The sequence below is a fragment of the Legionella sainthelensi genome, from assembly GCF_900637685.1.
Lineage (GTDB): Bacteria > Pseudomonadota > Gammaproteobacteria > Legionellales > Legionellaceae > Legionella > Legionella sainthelensi.
In genome coordinates, this window is record NZ_LR134388.1 from 2064392 (window position 1) to 2088734 (window position 24343).

Genomic DNA, 24343 nt, shown 5'->3' on the forward strand with positions numbered 1-24343 from the left:
GCCAAATACCACCAACTACATCAACGCGGTTCTAATGGGTGGAGTTGCGACAGGGCTTATCAAATAGAGCATAAATACCTCCAGAATCAACTGCTGATTTATAGCGACAAGCTCAGAACTTTACATCCTCTAAATGAATTGAGCCATTATTACTGAGCTTCTGATAAGCTAACTTCATGTTTAATCGCTTAATTTATGAGGTGAGATAGAGCGCTCAGTCTCGCCAATATTATCCTTAACCTTACGTGTAAAACATATCTTTAACTTTGTCTATGGATTATCATGAGTCATTTAGTGTAAAAAAACTAATGCGTTTTTTGCAGAATAAGGCTCTCTCTTTATTTCGTCAGTTGGATCAGCATTTCCAAGACATTGAAAATGAAATATTGACGGTATAAAAAGTATCTGATACTTTTTTTCGTCCTGAATTTAAGCTGAAGTAGTTTCCCTAGAGTTAATGGAGTTTTTTATAAGGATTAAATTATTTATGGTAAAATATATTGGAATATTAGCCTTAATTGGGATTTCAGCATCTCCTGTAGCACTTGCCTTAGAAAAGGAAAAACCATGTGCTCTTCTTTGCACAAATAGTATTCAGAATGGTTTTTATGTAGGTGTAACAGGCATTTATGCTAAACCTGGTGAAAGAGGTATTGGTTTAGTGACACAACCATGGACAGATAACTTCTAAAAACGATCCGTTTACCCCCTCCAATAGTGATGGCATCGGTGCAAAAGTTGGGTATGACTTCGGGAACTCTGCCAATAGCCTTGAATTCGATTATCTTCATTTTAATAATACTTCTTTCAACGTCGGTGGATCTAATGGTGATCCTTATTCCTTTGCAGCAATTTTTTTTCCTGATGTAATATTGCCAGATCTTGCCAGCATCGATCTTGTAATTCATTCACAACTTAAATATAACCTGAATCAATACGATATATGGTTGGCGCATACTTTCGGCTCATACGTAACTAACTTTAATTTCAAACCTTCTATTGGTTTACGCTACGCAAGTCTGGAGCATAATTTAACTTTTGATACCCCTGGCGCTGTAAAAAGCCATTTTGAAGGGGTTGGCCCGGAAATTTGTTTTGATGCACTATACGCATTAGGTCATGGATTAGGTATTATTGGCCATTTTGATGTTGCATCTCTGGCAAGCAGTGTGAATGCGTCTTCTTATTTAACTGTTAATGCATTTGGTATCAATGCTGCATTTAAATCGCCAAATATTTATCGCATCAGTAATGCAATTACCGGAAGAATAGGGGCAAACTTCAAATATGCCTTTAATAATGCCAGCAGTCTGACATTAGAAGGAGGTTATCAGGTTATAAGCTACTCTGATGCATTTGATATGATTCAGGGGGAAGTATTGCCGATAGAACAACATATTGTAGGAATTAACAGTGATAACTTCTCACTGAGAGGAGACTATTTATCGCTCACATATCATGTTTAACCTCCAATACAGTGAATAGGAGATTACTCAAGCTGCTATTTTAAATTTTACATCAGAGTGCGCGTTCCAGAGCTAAGCCTAATTTGTTAAATTAATAGCATTAGCGAACAATTCTAACTGCATTAACTCTCTTGTGATTTTTTCTCTTGTTTTTGTTTCAAGTTCACACTTCTATCAAAAACTCCCACTTTTTCAAGTAATTTTGGCAGATTAAGCCTGTACCAATTCAAATGAGGAGTTTAATTAAGATATATTAGGGCCTTTATATCCTCTACTTGCTTTCAACATGGACATACACCCATGCCAAAATACCTGAAGCCAATTTTACTTGAATTCGTTTATAATCTTCTACTTCATACGCATCTGCTCTTTCTAGCTCCTCTTTGCTTACATCAAAAACCAGTCCCCCTACACTGTCTGTAGACCTTCCTGTAAAAGAAATTACAGGATGTTCATCTTCACCGCTTGTAGCAATAACGCTAGCTTCTTTTATCTTTATTTTAGATAGACCAAACCCTGGAAGGCAATCCTCTACTCCATATAATTTTCGTCCAAAATTGTTTAACTGCACTGCTTCATAGCATAAGGTTCCGTATGAAAATAGTTTTTCAGTATGCATCATTATTTCCATCTTGTTATATTATTTTATTGATTATCCAAATTTTATTATTTATTACAAGCCAAGATTACTCGGAATTTTTCAAAAAATATGCTTTATTTGTATTATAATTACCACAACGCACTATTTAAGGACAAAATAATGCGATTTCTAAATACATTTAGTTCGATAATTTTTCTAATATTTTTATCTTCTGTTGAGGCAAAAGAACCAACAAATTATAGCCAATACATAGGGATTACACACAATTTTTCAAAATCCGATCTTTTTGTATATATTGATCAAAATAAGATATTAAAAAATATTTCCAAACTACAGCAAAAAGGGATAATAGACAGAAATCTCACAAATACGGAAATAAGCTTCTATGAAACACAACTAGTAGCTATGGCTTCAATACCTTATGTAACTCAAGTGATTAAAAATCTTTATCATTCAAACAATAAAAAAGATCAAATTCATATCATCGCGTATGTGCTTACTACAGATTTATATGGAAATAAAATTAAATCATTTTGTTATTCATTCAATTTTAATCGCCCACTGTATCAAAAAATAAATTGGCAGAATTTTCAGTCCAGCAATATCGTAAAAATAGCTCCTGATTTTACAGTTTCTGAGCAGTGCAAAGTTCTAGAGCAAACAACCCCATCAAGTATTTAACGAGCAAGATAAAGGTGGTATTTAATCATTAGAGTCTTCTAAACTGAACTCATCTACAGCTAACAGTATTTTTTCCTCAAGCGCCTTAGCTTTTTCCAAAGGTTTGTTTACTCCATTGATAATAATAGAGAAAATATATGTTTTCTCATTTGGATTTACCATAAAACCAGATAAAGACGAAATATCATGCATTGAGCCCGTTTTTGCATATACTTTTTTATCCAATATCGTTTTTTTCATTCTCTCTTTTAACGTTCCGGAAACACCGGCTTGTGGTAATGCATGTAAAAGAATAGATTGCATACCTTTGTCATCATATAGATCAGAAAGTAATTGAACCATTTGCTCTGCAGTGACTAAATTATAGCGAGTGCCTTCACCATCAACGAGTTCAATCTGAGACATATCAAGATGAGTATGTGCAGAGAGTACCTTTTTATTGCATAAGCACCTTCTTTATGAGTTCCTTTCCCGGTTAATGAATACCCCAGTTTTTTAGTAAGGCTATTTGCATAAAGATTATCTGATTGTTGCAACATATGAGTAATTAACTTATCTAAAGTCTTTGAATAAAAACTTATAACTACTTGGGCATCAGTAGGAGAAATACCAGTGATTATTTCTCCCTTCAGGACAATACCGGTTTTATCCAGCACTTTTTTAATGTTTTGCTTGACTAACAATACAGGATCGGGAATTGCCAGTTCAATAAGCTTTGGATTTTTTTCTTGAACCATGCAACCAAATAATCGAATGGTGTTGTCAGGTATAATTTCAAGATTTAAACTACAATGCCCTTTCTCTTCTGATTTACTCACTGTCGTTACTTGATTGATGAGTTTTAGAGCTTTTGACATTGTTTTTTCTTTAATTTGAGCGGGTTTTCCAAGCTCCTGTGCACTGATTAACTCAAATGATGCTTTATTTTCATTTAATATTACTGCTGTATCTGGAGCAGCATAATACCATCCGAGATCATCATATGAAGTGCCACTTGGATAATTTGGAGCCTGGTATTGGGAACTATCAATAATGATATTGCCATTAATGGTACTTACATGATTTTTTTTAAAACTTAACAATAGTTCAGTTAAATTATTTTGAGTAAAAGAAGGTGAGCCAGTGAATGTAATGTAATAATTTTGATTTTTTTGAAAAAGTGTTGTTGCAAAACGAAAATCAGGCTTTAACTGGTACAATGCAGCAGCAGCCGTAAATAGCTTCATGCTACTGGCAGGAGATAATAATTTATCTGCGTTTCTGCTATATATTACTTTACCCGTCTGTGCATCTTTTACAAGCACACCAATAGTAGCATGAGGTAATTGTTGTTTAATAATCTCATCTATTTTTTCTGCAAGAGTGTGTGAGTTTGCAACTTGGTTAAAGAAAAAAGCTCCTAAAAACCATAAATAGTTAGAATAGCGCACTCAGTTCATCCTAATGAAATACATAAAGCATAGCTTTACCGATTCAAGACTTAAGTGCAAGCCCCCTTTGTAAAGTTTTTACTGGAACCCAGTAGTAGTGAACAATCCATTCTCGGATTTCCACATTAGCATGCAATGAATTGTTATGCATCAATTTATCCTTTTTTGTCTTACTTTTCATACAATCGATTGTTTGTAGTGTAGTTGAAAATTCAATCCTTGATAAATAATGAAAATAAAAACTAACTTATTGTTAATAATAATATATTTATCAATTTCATATAATATATAAGAACATTCTATTGGATTTATATTGCACTTATTGGATAGTATTTAATTAATGATAATGAAAAAAATTTGTTGGTTGGAAAATTAGTATGTTCAAACTAATCCAGATAAATAAGAAACAAGGTATAAATGAGAAACTTGAGAAAGCACCAGGGTGTGATTATTTACAGTTGATTCCTGAATTTCATGCAGCCCATTTATGGCGTTTTGCAATTGATGGAAATCGACAAGAAACAGGTCCATTTACTTTTGATGTAGGCAATAAAGGTGAACCAGGATATTTAGTAGCGATGATGAACGGATTAGATTATATCGCTGCAACGCTGAACCAGCCATTAACAAGTGATTTTATAGAAGAGCTTCATGATGAATGCATTAAAAATGTAAAAATAAATATCGAAGCCCATAACAAAAAATTTGTTCAATTAAGCACAACAGCAAATCAAGATGAAGTAATTGATCTAGATCCTCCCAAACCCGTGCCTATGCTGAACATCCGAAACAACATCGCTGTAAATTTTGGTCTATTGTGTGTTTATTCTTGCGATAGTCCACTAAAGAAAGTACTGGAAAGCAAAGCAAACATAACTAAAAAGGGTCTATCAGAAATCATTGATTATATAAATAGTACAAATGAGAAATATGGAACTATTTTATCACTTAAAAGAGTAGCTCAATCACTATATGAACAAGATGAAACAATTGATCTTAAAAATTTTGATTTCGAACAGTTGCAGCATCTTATCTCAAATGAAAATAAAATTGTTCTCCGATCTGAAGGCGTAAATAATTATCAATTAAAAAAAATCATGTCAGATCTTATTACAGACTATCAGTCTAAAATAGAAAAAGCTAAAGATAGCACAGATAAAATAAAAATAATTGCCGAACTTGTTCAAAAGCTTGAAATATTACATCCTTTTACTGATGCAAACTGTCGAACATTTTGTATCTTGCTTCTCAATAAATTGCTTTTAGAAAATAAACTAACACCAGTTATTTTGGATAATCCAAATCGCTTTGATGGCTTTGCAAATCAAGAGTTAGCACAGGAAATTATCAAGGGACAAGAAAAATTTCTATCATTTAACAACTATCACCGATGCAATGAATTATTAAAAGAAGTAAACCAGTTGCTTCAGCAATTAAATCCATTTAAGAAAACAGCATTAAATACACTTTTTTCTCAATATACAAATCACTTAACACCACTAGACCGTTTAAATTTCATAGAACATTTGTATATTGGATTGGAAAATCACAATTTTAATCACTATTTGCCATTGTTGCAAAATATGTATCGAGGTGAATTAGAAAAACTTAGCAGCGAAGAAAAGCATGTGTGCATTCTTCATCAACTCCATTTATGTAAGCATCTTGTCTTCTAAAACAGCTGCCGGTTCCTCAGTCATAGAAAATACATGCTCATGGCGATCAGGACTTAATAGTCTTTGTGAAGAATAAAGGATAAAAATACTTATGGGTAACAGAGTAAATAAATCAAAAGGAAATTTTAAAATCCCTATGCCTCCAAAAGCACCAAAATAGGATACAACAAAGACAGTTACCATATAAGATAAAAACCAATATAAAGCAGAACTATTATCCAAAGAATTTTGGCGATGATAAACACAATAAATCAGAATGCCAATAAACAAGGCAATATCAAGCTTCCATATAATCGAAAATCCACACCAATACAGCATCAAATTACAAAAATAAAAAGCAAGATGTGAACAAATTAACGCACCAGATAATCTAAACGGTCTAGGGGTTTGCGGTTGTAATTTACGCATTGCTAAAAGACATATGGGTCCTATGCTGTAAGATAAAATACTCGCAGAAGACAGAAAGGCAACTAGTTTTTGCCAACCAGGAAAAGGCAAGAAAGAAAACATGCCTACTAATAAATTTGCATATAGAGTCACATAAGGAATCTTGTGACGGTTTACTTTTAAAAATATTTTGGGCAAATGAGCGTTTATTGCCATTCCATATAAAATCCGAGAGGTTGCTGCAGTATAAACCAGCGTTGTTCCAAAAGGAGAAAAAGCAGCATCGATCATCAATAAAGTTGCAACAACACCAAGCCCTAATAGCAATGTTAAACCGACTAATGGTCCGCTATCTCCAGGATAGCTAAGGGCATGCCACCCATGGGTTAAATATTTCTGGGGAACGGCAGCAATAAAACTAAGCTCCAACATAAAATACAAAACAAAACCAATTAATACCGCTCCTAAAATAGCTATGGGTATATTACGCTGCGGATTTTTAACCTCTCCTGCGAGGATTAATCCATTTTGAAATCCAGTAAAGGCAAATGCAATTCCACCCGCAGACAATGCAGTAAAGATATTCACCCAACTTTCTTTTTCCGATAAATTGATTGCTACATTACTAAATGAAGGAGAGACTTGAAGTAATGAAACAATAGCAATGGTCGGTAAAATAAATTTAATAATGCTTGCGTATTTATTACATTCAGCAAGAAATTTAATACCATACGAATTTAACATGACTACAAAAAGCATAATTGCTATAGCAGCTATATAACCATATCCTGACAGCTTAAAAGTCGATGGGTCATTAACAATTAATATGGGAAAAAAATGACTTGAATACTGTAAAATCGCCTGTATTTCTATTGGAGTCATAACAACATAAGACAGCCATGATGTCCATGCGAATAAAAAACCAACCTCTTTCCCATGCGTAAAAGTTGGATAGTTAGACATACCTCCAGAAATTGGAAACATAGTTCCCAGCTCACATAGTGGCAATGCGATAAAAAGCATAAAAATAGTGGCAATAATCCAAGAAATCAATGCATTACTGCCCGCCATTTGTGCACTAATAAACGGACTAAACAACCATCCGGATCCTATCATTCCTCCGGCAGAAGCAATAAGAATATTAGTTGCTGAAATATCACGTTTGAGCATAATGGCATCCTTTTATTGCAAAAACATTAAAGTGCGATGACAATTCCCTTTACTTAATGGTAATGCGATAACGCTAAAGCTAGAAATTAGCAGAAAATCCCAGACCTACTACTTCATCTAGGCTATAAATTAAGCTCTTTCTTTTTTAGTACCAACTTAAGTAAGTTTTATTTATCAAAAAAGTAGCCTGCTTACTGGCAACCAGTAGGACTATGCATCATATAAGCTGACGACTCTGGCTGATGCCTAATTTTAAGTTGATGAAGTTACAGTGTAACACAGAAATTTATTGTGTATATATAGATGCAAAAGACTAAGTCAAACAGTTAAATTTGATTTGGGATAATGTACTCTTATTTGCTCTTTTCAACGATACTTACGCTCTATTAACTCAATTTCTTCAATGATATCGCAATTACTTTCATTTAACGGAGTATTAAACCAAGCATCCAAGATCTCATTCGCTAAGTCCAGAGTTAACAACCGATTCGATAAGGCCAAGACATTTGCTCTATTCCAAATTCTTGCTCCTCGTGTTGTTTGAGCATCTGTACATAAAGCAGCTCTTATTCCTGGGACCTTATTAGCAACTATAGAAATCCCTGTACCCGTCCAACAAAAGAAAACTCCTTCATCACATATTCCGTTTTTAATCGCTTCAGCAGCAACTCGAGCAGTTTCAACCCATGATTCTGTGTGCCGAGATTTAAGAGCCCCAAATGGAATAACCCGATGGCCTAAATGCTCTAGTTGTTGAACGACAAAATCATTTACAGGATAAAGCTCATCGCTGCATACTGCAATTTTCATTGAAAATATCCTCTTTCATTTGGCACATTGACAATTTATCCTCTCATGCCAAAAACCCTTAGAACTTATGACTTTTTCCGTTGCATAATTTGCGAAAAAAACTCTGGCTTATTGAGTCCTATAGCTGCAAAAATTTGTGGAACTCTGTCCCAAGCACCCTCTTGTTCAATGCTTGCAACAACTAGCTCAAATCCTGTCTTTTTATCAACTTCTAATCCCCAGCCATTAATATAACAGAGTCCTCGTAAACGCTTGGCAACAACATGGCCAAGTGTAATTGCAGCGGTCAAATAAGCATGTGCTTCTTCGAAAAGTTGATTACATCTTTTCAGATTCGGTTCACTTTTAAAAATCCCTTCATTTTCCAAATTTTGTCTGAATTTTGCCTCTTCAAGAATTATTTGACCCAATTGATAATTAGCTTCTGGATCATCAAGAGAGGCAGCCGCTCTGTAGCACTCCATATACATTACCTGAGCAAAAGGAAATTTCTTTTTGCCAATCAACTTATGATAAATAGAAGCTAGTTCATAATAATATGAAATTTCTTTTTTGAGTACTTCATCACCAGGTTGGTTATTTACCCGATTAGCCTGCATTGCTTTTATTTTCTTAACAATTCGTCTGATTTGCCAACGTTTTAAATAAGCCATAATGAGTCCTACCATCTTGTGTTAAGATTGAATAAGATATTGAAATAAGAAAATAAGAAAAATAAAAAGAATCATTAAGCTTAGAATTTTTAATGAAAAAGCTACTGATTCTCGTCTCATTATTCTTTTTTCTTGCTTATAAATATTTCCTTGATTCTCCTCGTTTTTTTGCTCTGCTTTGTATATCTGATTATCAATGTAATTTGAGACTACGTATGAAATTAGACCAGTAACAATACTGGGGATAAAAAAGATCAACCAAACAATTACTTTACTCTCCTCAACACTGTAGTTATATTCCTCTTGAAATAAATTCATCAGCGCTAAAATGAAATATGGAACGTTATAGTTGAGATCCCAAATAAAAAACGGGATAATGTATAAACTAAAAACAAATAAGCCCAGGCTAAGCAATAAGCAGACCATCCCTACGATATAAAGCTTTTGATTATGACTAAATCGATCCTGTTCCATATTTACCTTAAAACATTTACTCCCCATTAAGTGTAAGATAGCAGATAGATGCAAATAAGTACACTTACTAGTTATATTAACTAATTCATTTTAAAATGGATTATACTCATTTACTTTTAATAAAAGGCATCACATGAAACGTTATGTTTTTATGATTTCAGATGGTACGGGAATCACCGCTGAAACCTTAGGTCATAGTCTAATCACTCAATTCGAAAATATAAAATTCGAACGACTTACTATTCCTTATGTTGATTCCTTAAAAAAAGCAGAACAAGTTGTTTTGCAGATTGATAAAGCGTGTAATGAGCAGGGAGTTAAACCATTAGTATTTATGACTTTGATTGATCCTGAAATAAGAGCTTATTTAAAGAAAGCGAATGCTTGTGTATTCGATTTGTTTAGTACTTTTATTGGACCTATGGAAGAAGAACTTCACGAAAAATCTTCTTATACCGTTGGAAGGACTCATGGCGTAGTAAATAGCAAACTTTATTTACACAGACTTGAAGCAATCGATTTTGCATTGTCTCATGATGATGGCATTAAACCTCGTGGATATGATAAAGCGGATATTATTCTTATTGGAGTTTCACGTTGCGGAAAAACACCAAGCTGTCTCTATATGGCCCTACAGTACGGAGTTTTAGCTGCGAATTATCCATTCACCGAAGAAGAAATGATTGGTTTTAAGTTGCCTGAAATATTAAGGCCCTATAAAAATAAACTTTTTGGATTAACCATTGAGCCCCAACGTTTACAACAAATCAGAGCGGAACGCAGACCCAATAGTAAATATGCTTCTCCTGAACAATGTAGACTGGAGGTAAGTGAAGTTGAAGCAATGTATCAAAAAGAAAAAATCCCATATATTAATTCGACCAAATATTCTATTGAGGAAATATCAACTAAAATCCTTGCTGCTTCAGGGATACAGCGTAAAATCTAATTTTCTTGTGTTACATTTCATCAAATAGATCGATTTGGCTACTTACTGGGGAAATCTGCATTGCAATCGTATCGGCTGTCATTACCTAAAAAAGTTTTACAGCTTTGATTGATAGTATATTTTACGGTAGTTGCATCGGGTACTGCCGTATTTTGCTTAGAATACATCTGCCAAATAATTACTCCATCACTATCTTTTTGTTGTTGAAGTATTTGATCGACTAATTGATTTGTAAGCTGTAATTGACCATTAATATTTTTAGGGTAAGCCGGTTGATTCACTTCAAAACCAAATTGAATTTTGGATTTAATATTATATTTTGCGGGTAAAAAAGTGACTTTGCCAATATTATCGATTGTTAAAATGGGCTTACTTATATCTTTTGATTTAAGCCAGTTCATATAGTCTTTCATATAGGCACTAACCTGCCCTGGTAAATCTAAAGGTCCGTTTGCATATGGAGCGCATAAAGTTTGATTATCGCCACAAAGATCATAAGTCATTAATCCTAAACTATCAAAACGAGAAACAATTGCTTCATCATAGCTAGCCAAGCTATACCATAATCCTTTTAAATTCCCTTTCCACCAAAGACCACCTTTTGTGTAAATATCGGGTAATTTATCGTTAAATACAAAACCAGTAATAGGACGAGCGCCAACAGGGGGGGCTGCTGTAGCAAATTTAAGATATTTTGCGCCAGGAGCATCGGTAATTGCATGTAAAATAGCATCTACCTTTTCCACAGTTTTGGGCATAACGAAAGAAGAGCCTGAACCAGTAGCGTATTTCATTAAATTATTATAGCTCGGTCCTCCTTCTTTCATAACAGTGTTCGCAATATCTACTGACCATTCACCGCTGGCGCTTGGACTCCAATTAATTGCAAACTTGTCAGCATGCCAAAATTCCTCATAGTCAAAATCAATCCCGTCTACACCCAGATCATTAGCTAGTTTAACTAAATTAGCATAAGAAGTTTTTGCTACAGAGGCCTGAGAGGGATCAGTGGGATCAGGAAACCAATCATAAAAACTATTTTTATCAGGTGAAGGAGGAGGACCACATACCTCTTTGTCTACATCAAAATTACAACTGTAATTCCAACCACCTACTGATAAAAAGGTTTGGATATGTTTCTCTTTAGATAATTTAATTGCAGCTTTTAATGCTTGAAAAGCTTGTGCTCCTTTTCCATCATGATCCGTGTAATAGCCTAATATACCAGTAGTCGCAAGGTTCTCAGATTGATAATCAAGCAATGTTGGTCTAACAAATGAGAAAAGAACACGATTAAAATTAGGTTTTTGAATTTTAGTTAAATCATTCACATAGTTCTGCAATTGTTCCGGTGTATCAATAAGTAGATAAACAGAAACAATTTTTTCATCTTGCATAGAATCAGTATTCATAAACTCTGTAGTGACAGGCATAGAGAACAACATGGGAGAATAACTAAAGATCATCGCAGCATATAATACAGAACCAGAGGAAACTCTTTTTAAGCTCATTGTTAATTTGATCCATAAATAACTCTATATGGTTAAATTATAACCATATATTAAGGATAAGCAAATCAGATAAAGTTTCCTAGGACAGACAAGGTAGGTGAAACGAGTTTTTAAATTTGAGATCCTGCTTCATAAATAATGTACGTGCCGCAACACTCTAACTGGTATGTGCATGTATCTAGTCACATACGTACCCAATATGAGTGTTTTGGCCATCTCACAAATTTCGGGCACGCAGAAGTTATGAACAATACCTATTTACACCATTTGATGCCAACACCCCGTGCTACGACAGAAGGCAGATTATGCAATACTCCATAATTGCATAAAATCATCAACTTTCATCGCAGCAAGCGTATTTGTATCATTCATGATCTGAGCAATTTTTTCTACACGATCCGCAGTAAATTGGGTACTTAAATTCCTTTTAAATTTGGTTAATAAAACGGGAATACCCTCATCACGTCGACGCTTATGACCAATCGGATACTCAACGGTGATTAGATCACTTTCACTACCATCTTTAAAAATTAATTTAATACTATTCGCGATTGAGCGTTTCTCTGGATCATGATACTCACGAGAAAAAAGTTCGTTTTCGGTTACATGCATTTTAGCACGCAAAACATCGATTCGAGGATCAGCTGCCACGTTGTCTTCATAATGTTCTGCTTTTAAATCCCCAAATAATAAGCCTATAGCCACCATATATTGCAAGCAATGATCTCTATCCGCAGGATTATGTAAAGCACCTTGTTTGCTAATAATGCGAATTGCAGATTCATGCGTCACTAGATCAATTCTAGCTATATCATCAAATCGATGTGTTACAATTGGATGCAGCTTCACCGCACATTCCACAGCAGTTTGTGCATGAAACTCAGCTGGATAGGAGAGCTTAAATAAAACATTTTCCATCACATAGCTGTCATAAGGACGTTGAAACTTAAATGGTTTTTTACCAAATAATACATCATAAAATCCCCATGTCGGTACAGTTAAGGCGCTGGGATAACCCATTTCTCCGGCTTTAGCAATTAAAGCTAGCCTTACAGCTCTTGAGGTTGCATCTCCTGCTGCCCAGGATTTTCGTGACCCCGCATTGGGTGCATGTCTATAAGTTCGTAGACTTTGACCATCAACAAAAACTTGAGACAATGTTCTCAACATCATATCTCTGTCGGCGCCTAGAAGTTGCGCTGCAACAGCAGCACTTGCAATTTTCACTAGAAATACATGATCCAAACCAACACGATTAAAACTATTTTCAAGAGCCAAACAACCTTGGATTTCATGTGCTTTAATCATAGCAGTCAGTACATCTTGCATTAATATGGGCGCATTACCTTTAGCGCAATTTTCTCTGCACATATAGTCAGCAACTGCGAGTATGGCACCTAGATTATCAGAAGGATGTCCCCATTCAGCAGCAAGCCAAGTGTCATTAAAATCAAGCCAACGAATCATGCTTCCAATGTTAAAAGCAGCTTGGACAGGATCTAATTCATAAGTTGTGCCAGGAACACGAGCCCCACCAGGGAGTGTTGCACCGGGAACAACTGGTCCTAGCAGCTTTGTGCATTCAGAAAAATTTAAAGCAAGGATACCGCAGCCAAGAGTATCCATTAAACATAATCGTGCTGTTTCATAAGCTAAAATACTGTCAATTTTTTTGTTTAATACATAATCTGCAATATCAATCATCACCTGATCATAATCAGGCTTAATATTATCCTCGACATAACCGCGCATATTATCCTCTTAATATATGACTATTCTGTTGAATATTTAATTCCATAGTTTGTGCGCAGCGCAACACTCTTTGAACGAAAATCCAAGGTTACACTTTCGCCTGCGCCCTGCTACATCAGCATTCCATATAAGCTGATCAAACTATGACCCTCTTTTCTCTATTGGAGTAAACTGTTGAGGTTCTGGTCCGGTATACTCAGAAGTAGGCCTTATAAGTTTATTATTTGCTCTTTGTTCAAATACATGCGCAGCCCATCCTGTAATACGAGACATTACAAAAATTGGAGTGAATAAGAAAGTAGGAATGCCACAATAATGATACGCTGATGCACTATAGAAATCCAAGTTGGGAAATAATTTTTTCTCATTCCACATCACTTCTTCGATTTTTTCTGAAATATAATACAACTGGAGATTATTTTTCTCCTCACCTAAACGAAATGACCATTTTTTAATAATATCAGAGCGAGGATCACTCGTTGTATATACCCTGTGACCAAATCCCATAATGAGTGCTTTGTTGAGTAGCATTTTTTTCAATTCAGTTTCTGCTTCATCAGGACTCTTAAATCGTTCTATAAGGGCCATTGCTGCTTCGTTAGCGCCACCATGCAGAGGACCACGTAATGTGCCTATAGCACTAGTGATTGCCGAATAAAAATCAGCAAGAGTTGCCGCAGTTACACGTGCCGCGAAGGTGGACGCATTAAATTCATGCTCCGCATATAAAATCAAAGAAACATTCATCATCTGAGCTTCTATTTTGCTTGGTTTTTTACCATGCAGTAATGTAAGAAAATGCGCTCCTGTTGTTTGTTCCTCACTTAAACCAGATATTTCTTTGTCTTGAAAGTGCCACGCATACCAATAGCACATCATTCCTGGAAACACAGCTAACAAGCGATCTGCAATTTGGTGTTCTTGTGAGAATTGTTCTTCTGGTTCAATATTTCCTAAAAAAGAACATCCCGTTCTTAATACATCCATTGGATGCGTATTTTTGGGAATCAGCTTAAGTACCTTTTTTAAATTTTCAGGCAAAGCCCTAAGACTAACCAATCTTGCGGTATATTCAGTTAACTCATTTTGAGTAGGTAATTTTCCATAAAGTAATAAATACGCGACTTCTTCAAAAGTAGCATATTCCGCTAAATCATCAATTGAGTAACCTCTATAATTAAGGCCTTTCCCTGCTAGCCCAACTGTACAAATTGCTGATTGACCAGCAACAACACCGGCTAAGCCGCCGCTTTTAACACTCATTCTCTTCCTCCATCAATTGGTCCAGTTTTTGTTCATATTGATAATATCCGAGTACCTCATATAACTCTTCTCGGGTTTGCATCTTATCAAGCATGGATTTTTGCGTTCCATCACTTAGGATCACACGATAGGTATTCAAGGCAGCTTGAGACATGGCTCTAAATGCACTCAAAGGATATAAAATTAAAGAGACACCAACACCTTTAAGCTCTTCTCGACTAAATAAAGGAGTTTTACCAAACTCCGTAATATTTGCCAGGACAGGCACTTGAACCTTTTGAGTGAACATTTGATATTCATCCAAGCGAGTCATAGCTTCAGGAAATATCATATCCGCACCCAATTCGATAAAAAATAATGCGCGCTCAATTGCCGCATTCATTCCATCAACAGCATAGGCATCTGTTCTTGCCATAATCACAAAATCAGGATCTTGACGAGCATCCACGGCTGATTTAATTCTATCACCCATTTCTTTCATGGATACGATCGCTTTATTAGGTCTATGTCCACATCGTTTTGCGAGTACTTGATCTTCGATATGGATGGCAGCAACTCCAGTTTTTTCCATCAATTTTACTGTTTGTGCAATATTAAAAGCATGTCCCCATCCTGTATCTACATCTACGAGTAAAGGCAAAGAACAAGCTTCGGTAATTCTACGGGCATCTTCAAGAACTTGTGATAAATTAGTCATCCCCAGATCAGGCAAACCGTAAGATGCATTCGCAACTCCAGCCCCAGAAAGGTAGATTGCTTGAGCGCCTGCAAATTGAGCAAGCATCGCAGAATAAGCATTTACTGTACCTAATACAGGCAAGGGTTTGTTCTCTTTGATTATTTGTTTGAAATATTTGCCTTTAGAATTGGCCATTAACTGTCACTCCTTGATCTTGAAAGCATAGTATTATGCGCTAATGAGACCTGCATCTCAATCGATTTTAACCTTGGTTCGAATTATATTTTTACGTAAAAATCGTACTGGGGATAAAGCGTAATGTAAGCTTCTTGGTAAAAAGCTTAGTTCATTATTAATTTGAGAAGCTAACCATTCTGCACATAAAGGAATAGAGGTAAGCCCTCGCGAACCAAATCCAGCACAAGCATATAGCCCAGGATAATAAGGCCCTGCTTGTGGAATCCAGCATTTCGCATTTTTTTCTAATCGTACATACTGCTTAAGAAATTTATCAGCATCAGCAATTTTTCCAACTATAGGAAGATAATCAGGTGTTGATGCTCTAATTCCAGACCAGTGACCTATTACAGTATCAGACCATAAATTATTAGGGGAAAGTTGCTTAAGCTTTGTCAAATTAGTTTGATCGTCCTCATATTTGATTTTAGCTATGGAAGAATTTAACTCATAAGTAGCACCAATTTGATGCACATCATTTAGTGCAGGCAGTACATGTCCATCAGCGCATAGAGGTACTTTTAACTGGGCACTTTCTTGAGTCGAAGAAATGGCTGTCATTTGACCCCGAATAGATTTTATGGGTAGATATGCAGTTTGTTTAAAAGAATTTATTTGATGTCCATTCGCTAAAATCAGCACCTCTGTTTCCAAATTATTAACGATCCAGCACTTATCAAATTTTAAATCGGTTACCGCGGTATTTGTTATGAGGGAAACCCCTTTTGTATTCACTAAAAACTGGCATAAAGCAGGTGAATTTATCCAACCTGATAAAGGGATAAATAGTCCAGAGTTTGGCAATGACAATCCTGCTAACTCCGATGCTTGTTCTTTTTCGATTAACATGCCTAATTCAGGATAATGGAAAAGCCACGTGCGTAAACTATTTTGTGCCGCTTTTTCCTTTTCATTATATGCAAGCAATAGAGCTCCATTTAATTCACCAATTTTGGTTTGATGTAAAATACGCTGATATGTGCGTACGGCATATAAAAATGCTGTTAACATAAATTGAGTAAGGGGAGCACTATAAGCAGATAACTTGGGAAATAAAACAGCTTGTTGATTTGCTGATCCCCCATTTCCTACTTCGTTTAATTCATCAATAACGGTTACTTTCCACCCTTTTTTTGCTAGAGAGAAAGCAGTAAAACAGCCAGCCAAACCTGCACCTATAATAACTGCCGATTTATTAAAAAATTTTTCGGGTTTCCCTGTATGCCAAGGTGTATGTCGTTTTGTAGTTATTGGTTCTGGGGGCCGAATAAAACAACCACATAACATATGTCGCTTTGATCCAAATCCTTTTCTTTTTTCAATCATAAACCCATAATCACTCAAACTTTTTTTTACGGAGCCTGCGGCAGTATAAGTTGCGAAAGTAGTATTCTCTTTCGATAACATAGCTATGGCTCTTATTAAAGAATCAGACCACATACTTCTATTTTTTGCTGGCGCAAAACCATCAAGATACCATGCATCGATATAAGAAGCTCTTAACTCATGTTCGAGTCTCGATTCACCACAAATCAATAATTGTTCATAGCATTCAAACGCATCACCAAGCATTAATGTCAAGGTAACTCGACCTTCACAAAATGAAAGATGATGATATCCCGGAGTTAAAATGGGGTAATTTGCGATAAGCTGCTCTGCTTGTTTTATCAATTGAGGCCAAAAAGCTAGACTTTTTATCAAATCATCAAGAGAAAGTGGATGTTTTTCACAAGAGATGAAATGAAGTCGACATGAGGATGGAGCATATTGCTCCCATAAATACCAACTTAAAAGAAAATTTAGACCAATTCCAAAACCAGTCTCGCCGATGGTAAAAACTCGCTGAGTATTCTTAGGAAATGATTGCCAACGCTGAATCAGATTGTTTCCATGAACAAACACATAAAGGCTTTGCTCTATTCCTCCATCAGAAGAATGGTATATGTCATTATATTGAGCTGAAATAGGCAGAGCCCCAGACCAATCAAGCTCTGCTTTTTTAATAGGTACAAATAAATTACTCACATACAACTACTCGATTTGTAGTTATTCCTTTAGATTCTTGTAACTCAACGAGCTTTTTTTCTTGAAGTAATTCCCGTAATTTTGGAATTAAAATGAAAAGCACGAAAGAAGAACCTATAGCAAATAAACCTAACATTAAAAACACATGGCTATAACCACTATTTGTAAGTACCGGCGAAACACTATTTTGTCCAGCAATCATCAAGTTCGAACTATAGCTGGATAAAGTCGCACCAACACCAGAATTTAACATCCACATTCCCATCATTACCCCTTGCAATGATGTGGGGGCTAAATAGCCTATCATAGCATATCCAATCGGTGAAATTAAAAGTTCACCAATACTTTGTAAAACATAACTAAAAATAATCCAACTTGGGCTAACTAAGCCCTCATAATTAGCATAAGCGATCCCAATAGGTAATATAGCAAAGGCAATCCCGATGAAGAGTAATGCTAACGCAAACTGGGTGGGAATATTAATTTGCACCCCATTATTACGCATTTTATGCAACAATAAACCCAATAATGGACCACCAATAACGATAGCGACTGTATTAATATTTTGAAACCATTGCGGTGGAATAATCCAACCCGCGTACTCGCGCTGTACATTATGATCAATAAAAACAGTAAGTCCCATAGGCGCTATTTGATAGAGCATCCAAAAAATTGTTCCCACGATCATCAATACAGCAAAAGCAACCATTTTATCTCTAGCTTCTTTAGTGGGTTGTTGTTTTGCAAGATAGAGTATGACTCCTAACATCACAACACCTGTAATTAATACTAATTTTTTAGCCCAGTCTGCATACTGCAACATTTGTCCCAGGAAGAATGGAAGTAACAAAATCAGAAAAATACCCCACAGAATAGATTTTTTCTGGTTATATTTATCTTTTTTTGAAAAGAGTGTTTCTTTATCCGCTAATTGCTGCCAACAGTACAAACAAATAATTAATGCAACTAAATTACCCAAACTACTGAGCAAGAAAAGTCGTTCATAATTTTGAGTCAGCTGGAATAGGCCACTTAAACTAAAGCCAACAAAAAAACCAATATTCATCCCTGCATAATTCATAAGAAATGCCGTTTCACGGCGAGTATCCTCAGGAGAAAAACGCTGGGTAAGCATACAATTCAAACAAGTGACGTTCAAACCAGAACCTGTTAAAAATGCAGCCAAACCATAATATAGGAAGGTTAAATCGCTAAATGATAACAAAACACAACCGATGATTTGCGCCACCATACCTGCGCAAAATAAAGCTCGATTAGATAACAAACGACCACCCCAAAAACCACCGAGCAGATGTAAACCGTAGTTAAAAGCAATAAAAACACCCATGATGCTATTGGCAGCGCTTGCTTGCAATCCAAGCTTCCCCATCATGAATAAAACCAAAGTTGAATAAAGTACACTAAAACTTAAAGTAGATACTATCTGAATAAAAAACAAAGGGATAATCCCTTGTGGCATTGCTTTTAGGAATTCCTTTTTATTTGTCATTGTTGACGTCATGACTTTCCTTGTTAGCTCAAGAACATCTATGAATATGACATGTGGGAAAATTACTGTCTAGTATTTTAAAAATAAATTTTACAATCTTATTACCTCTCTGCTCACTGCCATTAAGCTACGTCGCCATCCGAAACAACGCCCAGGATGGCGGTTTGATTTAAGGGGAATGTTCTCTCTTGTCAAGTAACATAAAACAAAACCGTAATTAGAGAACCATGCTCATTTCGCATCTAAAAAATATACCATTATCTTTTTAGTTGGCTTAGCACCTCTTCAGCCGCCGCTTGTGTTTTACGAATTTCCTTTTCTCCATGGGCACTCGAAACAAATCCAGCTTCATACATTGAAGGAGCGAAGTAAACTCCTTTTTCCAACATGCCATGGTAAAACTTTTTAAATAGAGCCTCATTTGATGCAGCTACGTCCGCATAATTGGCAATATACGTTTTTTCTGTAAAACAAAAACCAAACATGCCACCTAGCGATTCAGTAAAAAATGGAATAGTTAATGCCTCTGCAACGGAGGCTAAAGCACTGGTTAATGCTTGGGTTGTACGACTTAATTCAGCAAAAAAATCTGGCTTTTCAACTTCTGATAACGTAGCAAGACCAGCTGCCATAGCAAGTGGATTCCCAGAAAGAGTACCTGCTTGATAGACAGGACCCTCTGGAGCTAAAAATGACATAATGTCAGCTCTACCGCCTAAAGCGCCTACAGGCATCCCACCACCGATTACTTTCCCTAAAGTAGTTAAATCAGGGGTTATATTAAATATGCCTTGTGCACCAGTTAGCCCCACTCTAAATCCAGTCATAACTTCATCAAATATTAGTAGCGTTTTATACTGATCACATAATTGACGCAAACCCTGTAAAAATTTTGGCTCCGGCAAAACAAATCCCATATTTCCTGCTACTGGTTCAAGAATGACGGCAGCAATATCTTCTGGGAAACTTTCGAATAATTGGGCAACTTGTTCTAAATTATTAAAATCTGCAGTCAAAGTATGCTCAGTAACACTTTGTGGAATTCCTGGTGTTGAAGGAATACCTAATGTCAGCAGACCAGAACCCGCCTTTACCAGCAAGCCATCACTGTGCCCATGATAACAGCCATTAAATTTAATAAATTTATTTTTCTCAGTGAATCCTCTTGCTAACCGAATAGCTGTCATTGTGGCTTCAGTCCCTGAGTTCACCATACGTATTTTTTCAATTGAAGGAATTAAAGAAATAATTTTTTCAGCCAATTCTACTTCAAGTTCAGTGGGTGCTCCAAAACTCATTCCACTGTAAAGCACCTTGTTTACTGCCTCAATGACTTTAGGATGGCAATGCCCGAGTATTAATGGTCCCCAAGATCCTACATAGTCGATATAATTTCGATCATCAACATCAACAAGATACGCCCCTTTTCCCTGTTTAAAGAAAATAGGCTCTCCTCCGACCCCCTTAAAGGCACGAACAGGTGAGTTCACACCACCAGGAATAAGCGTCTGAGCTTGGTGAAATAAGTCTATTGAACGCGACATAAATACCTCCATAAATTTTGGAGTGTATGGTACAACTATTCTGAATAATTGCAAAATACACAGATTGACTTTACATCTAAGCTTACAGTAGATAAATTACACCCTTTTAACCGAGTGTCATTATGCAAGAATATAAAAAATACATTTGTGTGATTTGTGGCTTTATTTATGATGAAGCTGAAGGATGGCCAGAAGATGGGATTGCACCTGGCACGCTATGGGATGATGTTCCTGAGAATTGGTTCTGCCCAGATTGCGGTGCGGGTAAAGAAGATTTTGAAATGGTAGAAATTGAATAGAAAGAAATGTCGTAAACGTGCCATTTTTAGCTTTATGCCAAAAATGAGCATGTTTACGGATTTATTCATTAAAAATAAATTATGAAGTTTATGGTTTTACCACGACTAAAATAACAATACCTATCAATAATAAAGTGGGCAATTCATTATAAATACGAAAAAAGCGCGTGCTTTTTTTATTTTTATCTTCAGCAAATGCTTTGTAATAATGGCCGCATAACAAATGATAGGTCCACAAAACAACTACTAAACCCAACTTAGCGTGCATCCAAGCTGCTTTAAGGTAATATCCTGGATTATAACTGAGAAGCCATAAACCGAATATGGTGGTTAAAAGAGCAGCAGGCCAAGTGATACCATAATAAAGTCTCCTTTCCATTATTTTAAATCGATTAAGGCTAATCGCATCATGCGTGTCTGCATGATAGACAAATAATCGTGGTAAATAGAATAGGCCTGCAAACCAGGCAACCATGGCAATAATATGAAACGCTTTAACATACAGCATACTTATTTTCCCGATGTTTTTTTATTTTTTTGACTTGAGTGCTTTAATAAATTCAAAGACTCAACTGCTAAGGAGAATCCCATCGCGAAATATACATATCCTCGAGGCACATGGAAAGAAAAACCATCTGCTACGAGTATCATTCCTATTAAAATCAAATAGCTTAGTGCGAGCATTTTAAGTGTTGGGTACTTTTGAATAAAAGCACTCACAATTTCACTGGCAAAAATCATGATGAGGATCGCGCATGTAATTGCAACAGCCATTACCCAAAATCGTGACGTTAAACCCACTGCAGTGAGTACACTGTCTAAAGAAAATATAATATCCATTATTGCAATTTGTAAGATAACCATGCCAAATGTTGCTTTAAAGGAATGCATATTCTTTTTAGGCTCTAAGGGTTCTTCTGTAAAATCATTATGAATCTCGTCCGTTGCTTTCCAAATTAAAAATGCTCCGCCAAGCATAAGAAATAAGTCACGCAACGAAAAAGAAAATTGATCGATTGTGAATAATGGTTTAGTTAATTTGATCATATTCACAGCTAGAGCGAGCAACATCAGACGAGTAACCCAAGAAAATGTCAGACCCCAACGCCTTGCTTTTTTTCTCTGATGCACAGGAAGTTTTTCTGATAAAATAGATAAAACGACTAAATTATCAATCCCTAAAACAATTTCTAATATAATTAATACAATTAAACTCGTAATAACACCTAGAAAATCCATTAAATCCTCTGATATCAAAATTTGGTCTATGATATAATCTTAGCCTAAGATTTATAAAGGTAAATGATTCACTTTATTTATTTGCTTGGTTATAATAGGCATGTTTCGTCAATCTTTGTGAGATACTGAGATCATCAAGTTTATTAAAAAGCTGTTAAAGAGAAATAGGGCTCATATTGCACCTGTTGATTCTGCTTATATAATACCAAGAAATAAACATAACATATCCAAAACAGATATTAGCAGTAATGCGCTTAAAGTGCTTAATCGTTTAATAGGTGCAGGATTTCAAGCATATATTGTGGGTGGTAGTGTTAGGGATTTATTACTTCATAAAGCACCAAAAGATTTTGATGTCGCAACCAATGCAACACCGAATCAAGTCAAAAGCTTGTTTCGAAATGGTCGAATTATTGGTCGTCGCTTCAAGTTGGTTCATATACTCTTTCACCGCGAAATCATCGAAGTGGCGACCTTTAGAGGCCATGTAGCTCTTGATGAAAATCAAGTAACAAATGAACGTGGAATGTTAGTTCGCGATAATGCTTACGGTTCTCTTGATGAAGATGCATGGAGACGAGATTTCACCATTAATTCACTTTACTATAACATTAACGATTCATCTATTATTGACTTTACGGGTGGAGTTAAAGACGTAGAAGAAAGATTGATTCGAATGATTGGTGATCCAATCAAACGTTATCAAGAAGATCCTGTACGAATGTTACGTGCTATTCGATTCAGTGCCAAATTAAATTTTAAACTGGCCTCAGAAACTGCAGCCCCCTTTCCAGAAATTAATCATCTCATCACCCATGTATCCAGTTCTCGTTTATTTGATGAAATGACTAAATTGTACCAATGTGGCAATGCAGAAACAGTACAAAAATTACTCATGCAGTATGGTTTATTTGAACATCTATTTCCGCAAACGCATAAATTATTAGGTAGTGCTTACCCAATAAATGCATTATTAGCAATTGCGCTTGAAAATACTGACACCCGTATTCGTGAAGAAAAACCAGTTACTCCTGCATTTTTGTTTGCCGTTTTATTATGGTTTCCAATGGTTGAGCAATCAAAACAATTACAGAGTACAGGCATTGACCCGCTGCCCTCTATAGAACAAGCTATGTCTTTTGTCATTTCAGAACAAAACCGAATTATTTCTATTCCCAAACGTTACAGTCAAATTATTCGAGAAATCTGGTTATTACAATACCGTTTTGCAAAACGGCTAGGAGGAAGGGCATTTAATCTTCTACAACATCCGCGTTTTAGAGCATCTTATGACTTTATGGCCCTACGCTCGTTAGCTGGAGATGAATCCATGGAGTTAGCGCAATGGTGGACATCTTTTCAGGATGCCAATGAAGAAGAACAAGCAAAAATGGTTGCACAAATTACACCCGACTTTCCTAAACGTAAAAAGCGACGTCGAAAACCCAGAACAAGTGATGGTCAATGAACACATGTTATTTAGGTCTAGGCTCAAATCAGAAGAGCCCCGAACGCCAACTTCGCAAAGCAATCCAATCCATTAGAGCATTACGGCTAACAGCAGTAACTAAAATTTCATCATTTTACTGGAGCAAGGCCTGGGGATTAAAGAGCCAACAAATCTTCTGTAACGCAGTTATTGAAATAAGCACTCGCTTATCACCTTTACAATTACTTAGCGCCTGCAAGCAAATTGAGAAAAAGCAAGGTCGCGTTCGCAAAAAACGTTGGGGACCAAGAATAATTGATATTGATATTCTGTATTATGAAAAACGAATTATCCAATCAAAAAAGCTCATTATTCCTCATCCATACATCCAGTTGAGGGATTTTGTGTTAATTCCCTTAAACGAAATAAACCCCAAACCTATATAAAATTGCAGCTTAGGCACCTGTTTGCTGAACAAAATTAATGAGGTTTCTATACCTTGGAGCTAAGTTGGCATTAAGCTCTTTCTCGCCAATTTTTTTCAATTTATGAAATAAA

The 24343-nt window shown here is 35.9% G+C and carries 22 protein-coding genes and 1 pseudogene; 8 read left to right on the forward strand and 15 right to left on the reverse strand.

Going from position 1 to position 24343, the window contains the following annotated elements; genetic code table 11:
* The first annotated feature begins 487 nt into the window (after positions 1-487).
* Positions 488-691 carry a hypothetical protein gene (locus tag EL220_RS09065; RefSeq protein WP_027269831.1) on the forward strand — a complete coding sequence of 68 codons (204 nt, stop codon included), beginning with the start codon at positions 488-490 and terminating at the stop codon, positions 689-691.
* Between the two features lie 34 nt (positions 692-725).
* Positions 726-1466 carry an Lpg1974 family pore-forming outer membrane protein gene (locus EL220_RS09070; protein ID WP_232002745.1) on the forward strand — a complete coding sequence of 247 codons (741 nt, stop codon included), beginning with the start codon at positions 726-728 and terminating at the stop codon, positions 1464-1466.
* Between the two features lie 271 nt (positions 1467-1737).
* On the opposite strand, the gene EL220_RS09075 is transcribed toward EL220_RS09070, so the two are convergent.
* Entirely contained in the window at positions 1738-2085 is a 348-nt protein-coding gene (locus EL220_RS09075) for a gamma-glutamylcyclotransferase family protein (RefSeq protein WP_027269829.1), read from the reverse strand.
* A 141-nt stretch (positions 2086-2226) separates the two neighbouring features.
* On the opposite strand from EL220_RS09075, the gene EL220_RS09080 reads away from it, so the two are divergent.
* A complete protein-coding gene (locus EL220_RS09080) occupies positions 2227-2748 on the forward strand; it encodes a hypothetical protein (RefSeq protein ID WP_027269828.1) in 522 nt (173 codons plus the stop codon).
* A gap of 21 nt (positions 2749-2769) precedes the next feature.
* Here the strand turns inward: EL220_RS09080 and dacB are convergent.
* A pseudogene (gene dacB / locus EL220_RS09085) lies at positions 2770-4178 on the reverse strand (D-alanyl-D-alanine carboxypeptidase/D-alanyl-D-alanine endopeptidase).
* Between the two features lie 377 nt (positions 4179-4555).
* On the opposite strand from dacB, the gene EL220_RS09090 reads away from it, so the two are divergent.
* Positions 4556-5854, forward strand: coding sequence for a Fic family protein (locus EL220_RS09090; protein ID WP_027269826.1), 1299 nt, complete (start codon positions 4556-4558; stop codon positions 5852-5854).
* Here the strand turns inward: EL220_RS09090 and EL220_RS09095 are convergent.
* The 4 genes from EL220_RS09095 to EL220_RS09110 form a co-directional block, all read right to left on the reverse strand.
* Positions 5831-7411: an APC family permease gene (locus EL220_RS09095; RefSeq protein WP_027269825.1), complete on the reverse strand. Its 1581-nt coding sequence runs from the start codon at positions 7409-7411 to the stop codon at positions 5831-5833. The two genes, EL220_RS09090 and EL220_RS09095, sit on opposite strands and share 24 nt — an antisense overlap.
* Positions 7412-7777: 366 nt before the next feature.
* Positions 7778-8221, reverse strand: coding sequence for an RpiB/LacA/LacB family sugar-phosphate isomerase (locus EL220_RS09100; RefSeq protein ID WP_027269824.1), 444 nt, complete (start codon positions 8219-8221; stop codon positions 7778-7780).
* A 65-nt stretch (positions 8222-8286) separates the two neighbouring features.
* Complete coding sequence (locus EL220_RS09105; RefSeq protein WP_027269823.1) at positions 8287-8874, reverse strand: SEL1-like repeat protein; 588 nt, start codon at positions 8872-8874, stop codon at positions 8287-8289.
* 21 nt (positions 8875-8895) lie between these two features.
* On the reverse strand, positions 8896-9348 hold the full coding sequence (locus EL220_RS09110) for a hypothetical protein (RefSeq protein WP_027269822.1): 453 nt from the start codon (positions 9346-9348) through the stop codon (positions 8896-8898).
* Between the two features lie 133 nt (positions 9349-9481).
* Here EL220_RS09110 and ppsR point away from each other — a divergent pair, with 133 nt between their 5' ends.
* Complete coding sequence (gene ppsR / locus EL220_RS09115; protein ID WP_027269821.1) at positions 9482-10297, forward strand: posphoenolpyruvate synthetase regulatory kinase/phosphorylase PpsR; 816 nt, start codon at positions 9482-9484, stop codon at positions 10295-10297.
* Between the two features lie 38 nt (positions 10298-10335).
* Here ppsR and EL220_RS09120 read toward each other — a convergent pair whose 3' ends face one another.
* The 7 genes from EL220_RS09120 to hemL all read right to left on the reverse strand — a co-directional run bounded on the left by EL220_RS09120 (position 10336) and on the right by hemL (position 20818).
* Positions 10336-11808: a glycoside hydrolase family 18 protein gene (locus EL220_RS09120; protein WP_027269820.1), complete on the reverse strand. Its 1473-nt coding sequence runs from the start codon at positions 11806-11808 to the stop codon at positions 10336-10338.
* A gap of 303 nt (positions 11809-12111) precedes the next feature.
* Entirely contained in the window at positions 12112-13560 is a 1449-nt protein-coding gene (locus EL220_RS09125) for a bifunctional 2-methylcitrate dehydratase/aconitate hydratase (protein WP_027269819.1), read from the reverse strand.
* Between the two features lie 141 nt (positions 13561-13701).
* A complete protein-coding gene (prpC, locus tag EL220_RS09130) occupies positions 13702-14823 on the reverse strand; it encodes a bifunctional 2-methylcitrate synthase/citrate synthase (protein WP_027269818.1) in 1122 nt (373 codons plus the stop codon).
* Positions 14813-15697, reverse strand: coding sequence for a methylisocitrate lyase (gene prpB / locus EL220_RS09135; RefSeq protein WP_027269817.1), 885 nt, complete (start codon positions 15695-15697; stop codon positions 14813-14815). Before prpB ends, prpC begins: the two co-directional genes overlap by 11 nt.
* A 57-nt stretch (positions 15698-15754) precedes the next feature.
* Positions 15755-17764 carry a bifunctional tRNA (5-methylaminomethyl-2-thiouridine)(34)-methyltransferase MnmC2/FAD-dependent 5-carboxymethylaminomethyl-2-thiouridine(34) oxidoreductase MnmC1 gene (gene mnmC / locus EL220_RS09140; RefSeq protein ID WP_027269816.1) on the reverse strand — a complete coding sequence of 670 codons (2010 nt, stop codon included), beginning with the start codon at positions 17762-17764 and terminating at the stop codon, positions 15755-15757.
* Positions 17757-19244, reverse strand: coding sequence for a peptide MFS transporter (locus tag EL220_RS09145; protein ID WP_187326687.1), 1488 nt, complete (start codon positions 19242-19244; stop codon positions 17757-17759). Before EL220_RS09145 ends, mnmC begins: the two co-directional genes overlap by 8 nt.
* 287 nt (positions 19245-19531) lie before the next feature.
* A complete protein-coding gene (gene hemL / locus EL220_RS09150; protein WP_027269814.1) occupies positions 19532-20818 on the reverse strand; it encodes a glutamate-1-semialdehyde 2,1-aminomutase in 1287 nt (428 codons plus the stop codon).
* A gap of 122 nt (positions 20819-20940) precedes the next feature.
* Here hemL and EL220_RS09155 point away from each other — a divergent pair, with 122 nt between their 5' ends.
* Positions 20941-21117, forward strand: coding sequence for a rubredoxin (locus EL220_RS09155; RefSeq protein WP_027269813.1), 177 nt, complete (start codon positions 20941-20943; stop codon positions 21115-21117).
* An 88-nt stretch (positions 21118-21205) separates the two neighbouring features.
* Here the strand turns inward: EL220_RS09155 and hemJ are convergent, their stop codons facing one another.
* Positions 21206-21625: a protoporphyrinogen oxidase HemJ gene (gene hemJ, locus EL220_RS09160; protein ID WP_027269812.1), complete on the reverse strand. Its 420-nt coding sequence runs from the start codon at positions 21623-21625 to the stop codon at positions 21206-21208.
* A gap of 2 nt (positions 21626-21627) precedes the next feature.
* Entirely contained in the window at positions 21628-22356 is a 729-nt protein-coding gene (locus EL220_RS09165; protein WP_027269811.1) for a TerC family protein, read from the reverse strand.
* 151 nt (positions 22357-22507) lie between these two features.
* Here EL220_RS09165 and pcnB point away from each other — a divergent pair, with 151 nt between their 5' ends.
* Both pcnB and folK read left to right on the forward strand, forming a co-directional pair.
* Positions 22508-23824, forward strand: coding sequence for a polynucleotide adenylyltransferase PcnB (gene pcnB, locus EL220_RS09170; protein ID WP_051544691.1), 1317 nt, complete (start codon positions 22508-22510; stop codon positions 23822-23824).
* Complete coding sequence (folK, locus tag EL220_RS09175) at positions 23821-24231, forward strand: 2-amino-4-hydroxy-6-hydroxymethyldihydropteridine diphosphokinase (protein ID WP_027269809.1); 411 nt, start codon at positions 23821-23823, stop codon at positions 24229-24231. The genes pcnB and folK overlap by 4 nt, the downstream gene beginning before the upstream one ends.
* The last annotated feature ends 112 nt before the right edge of the window (positions 24232-24343 follow it).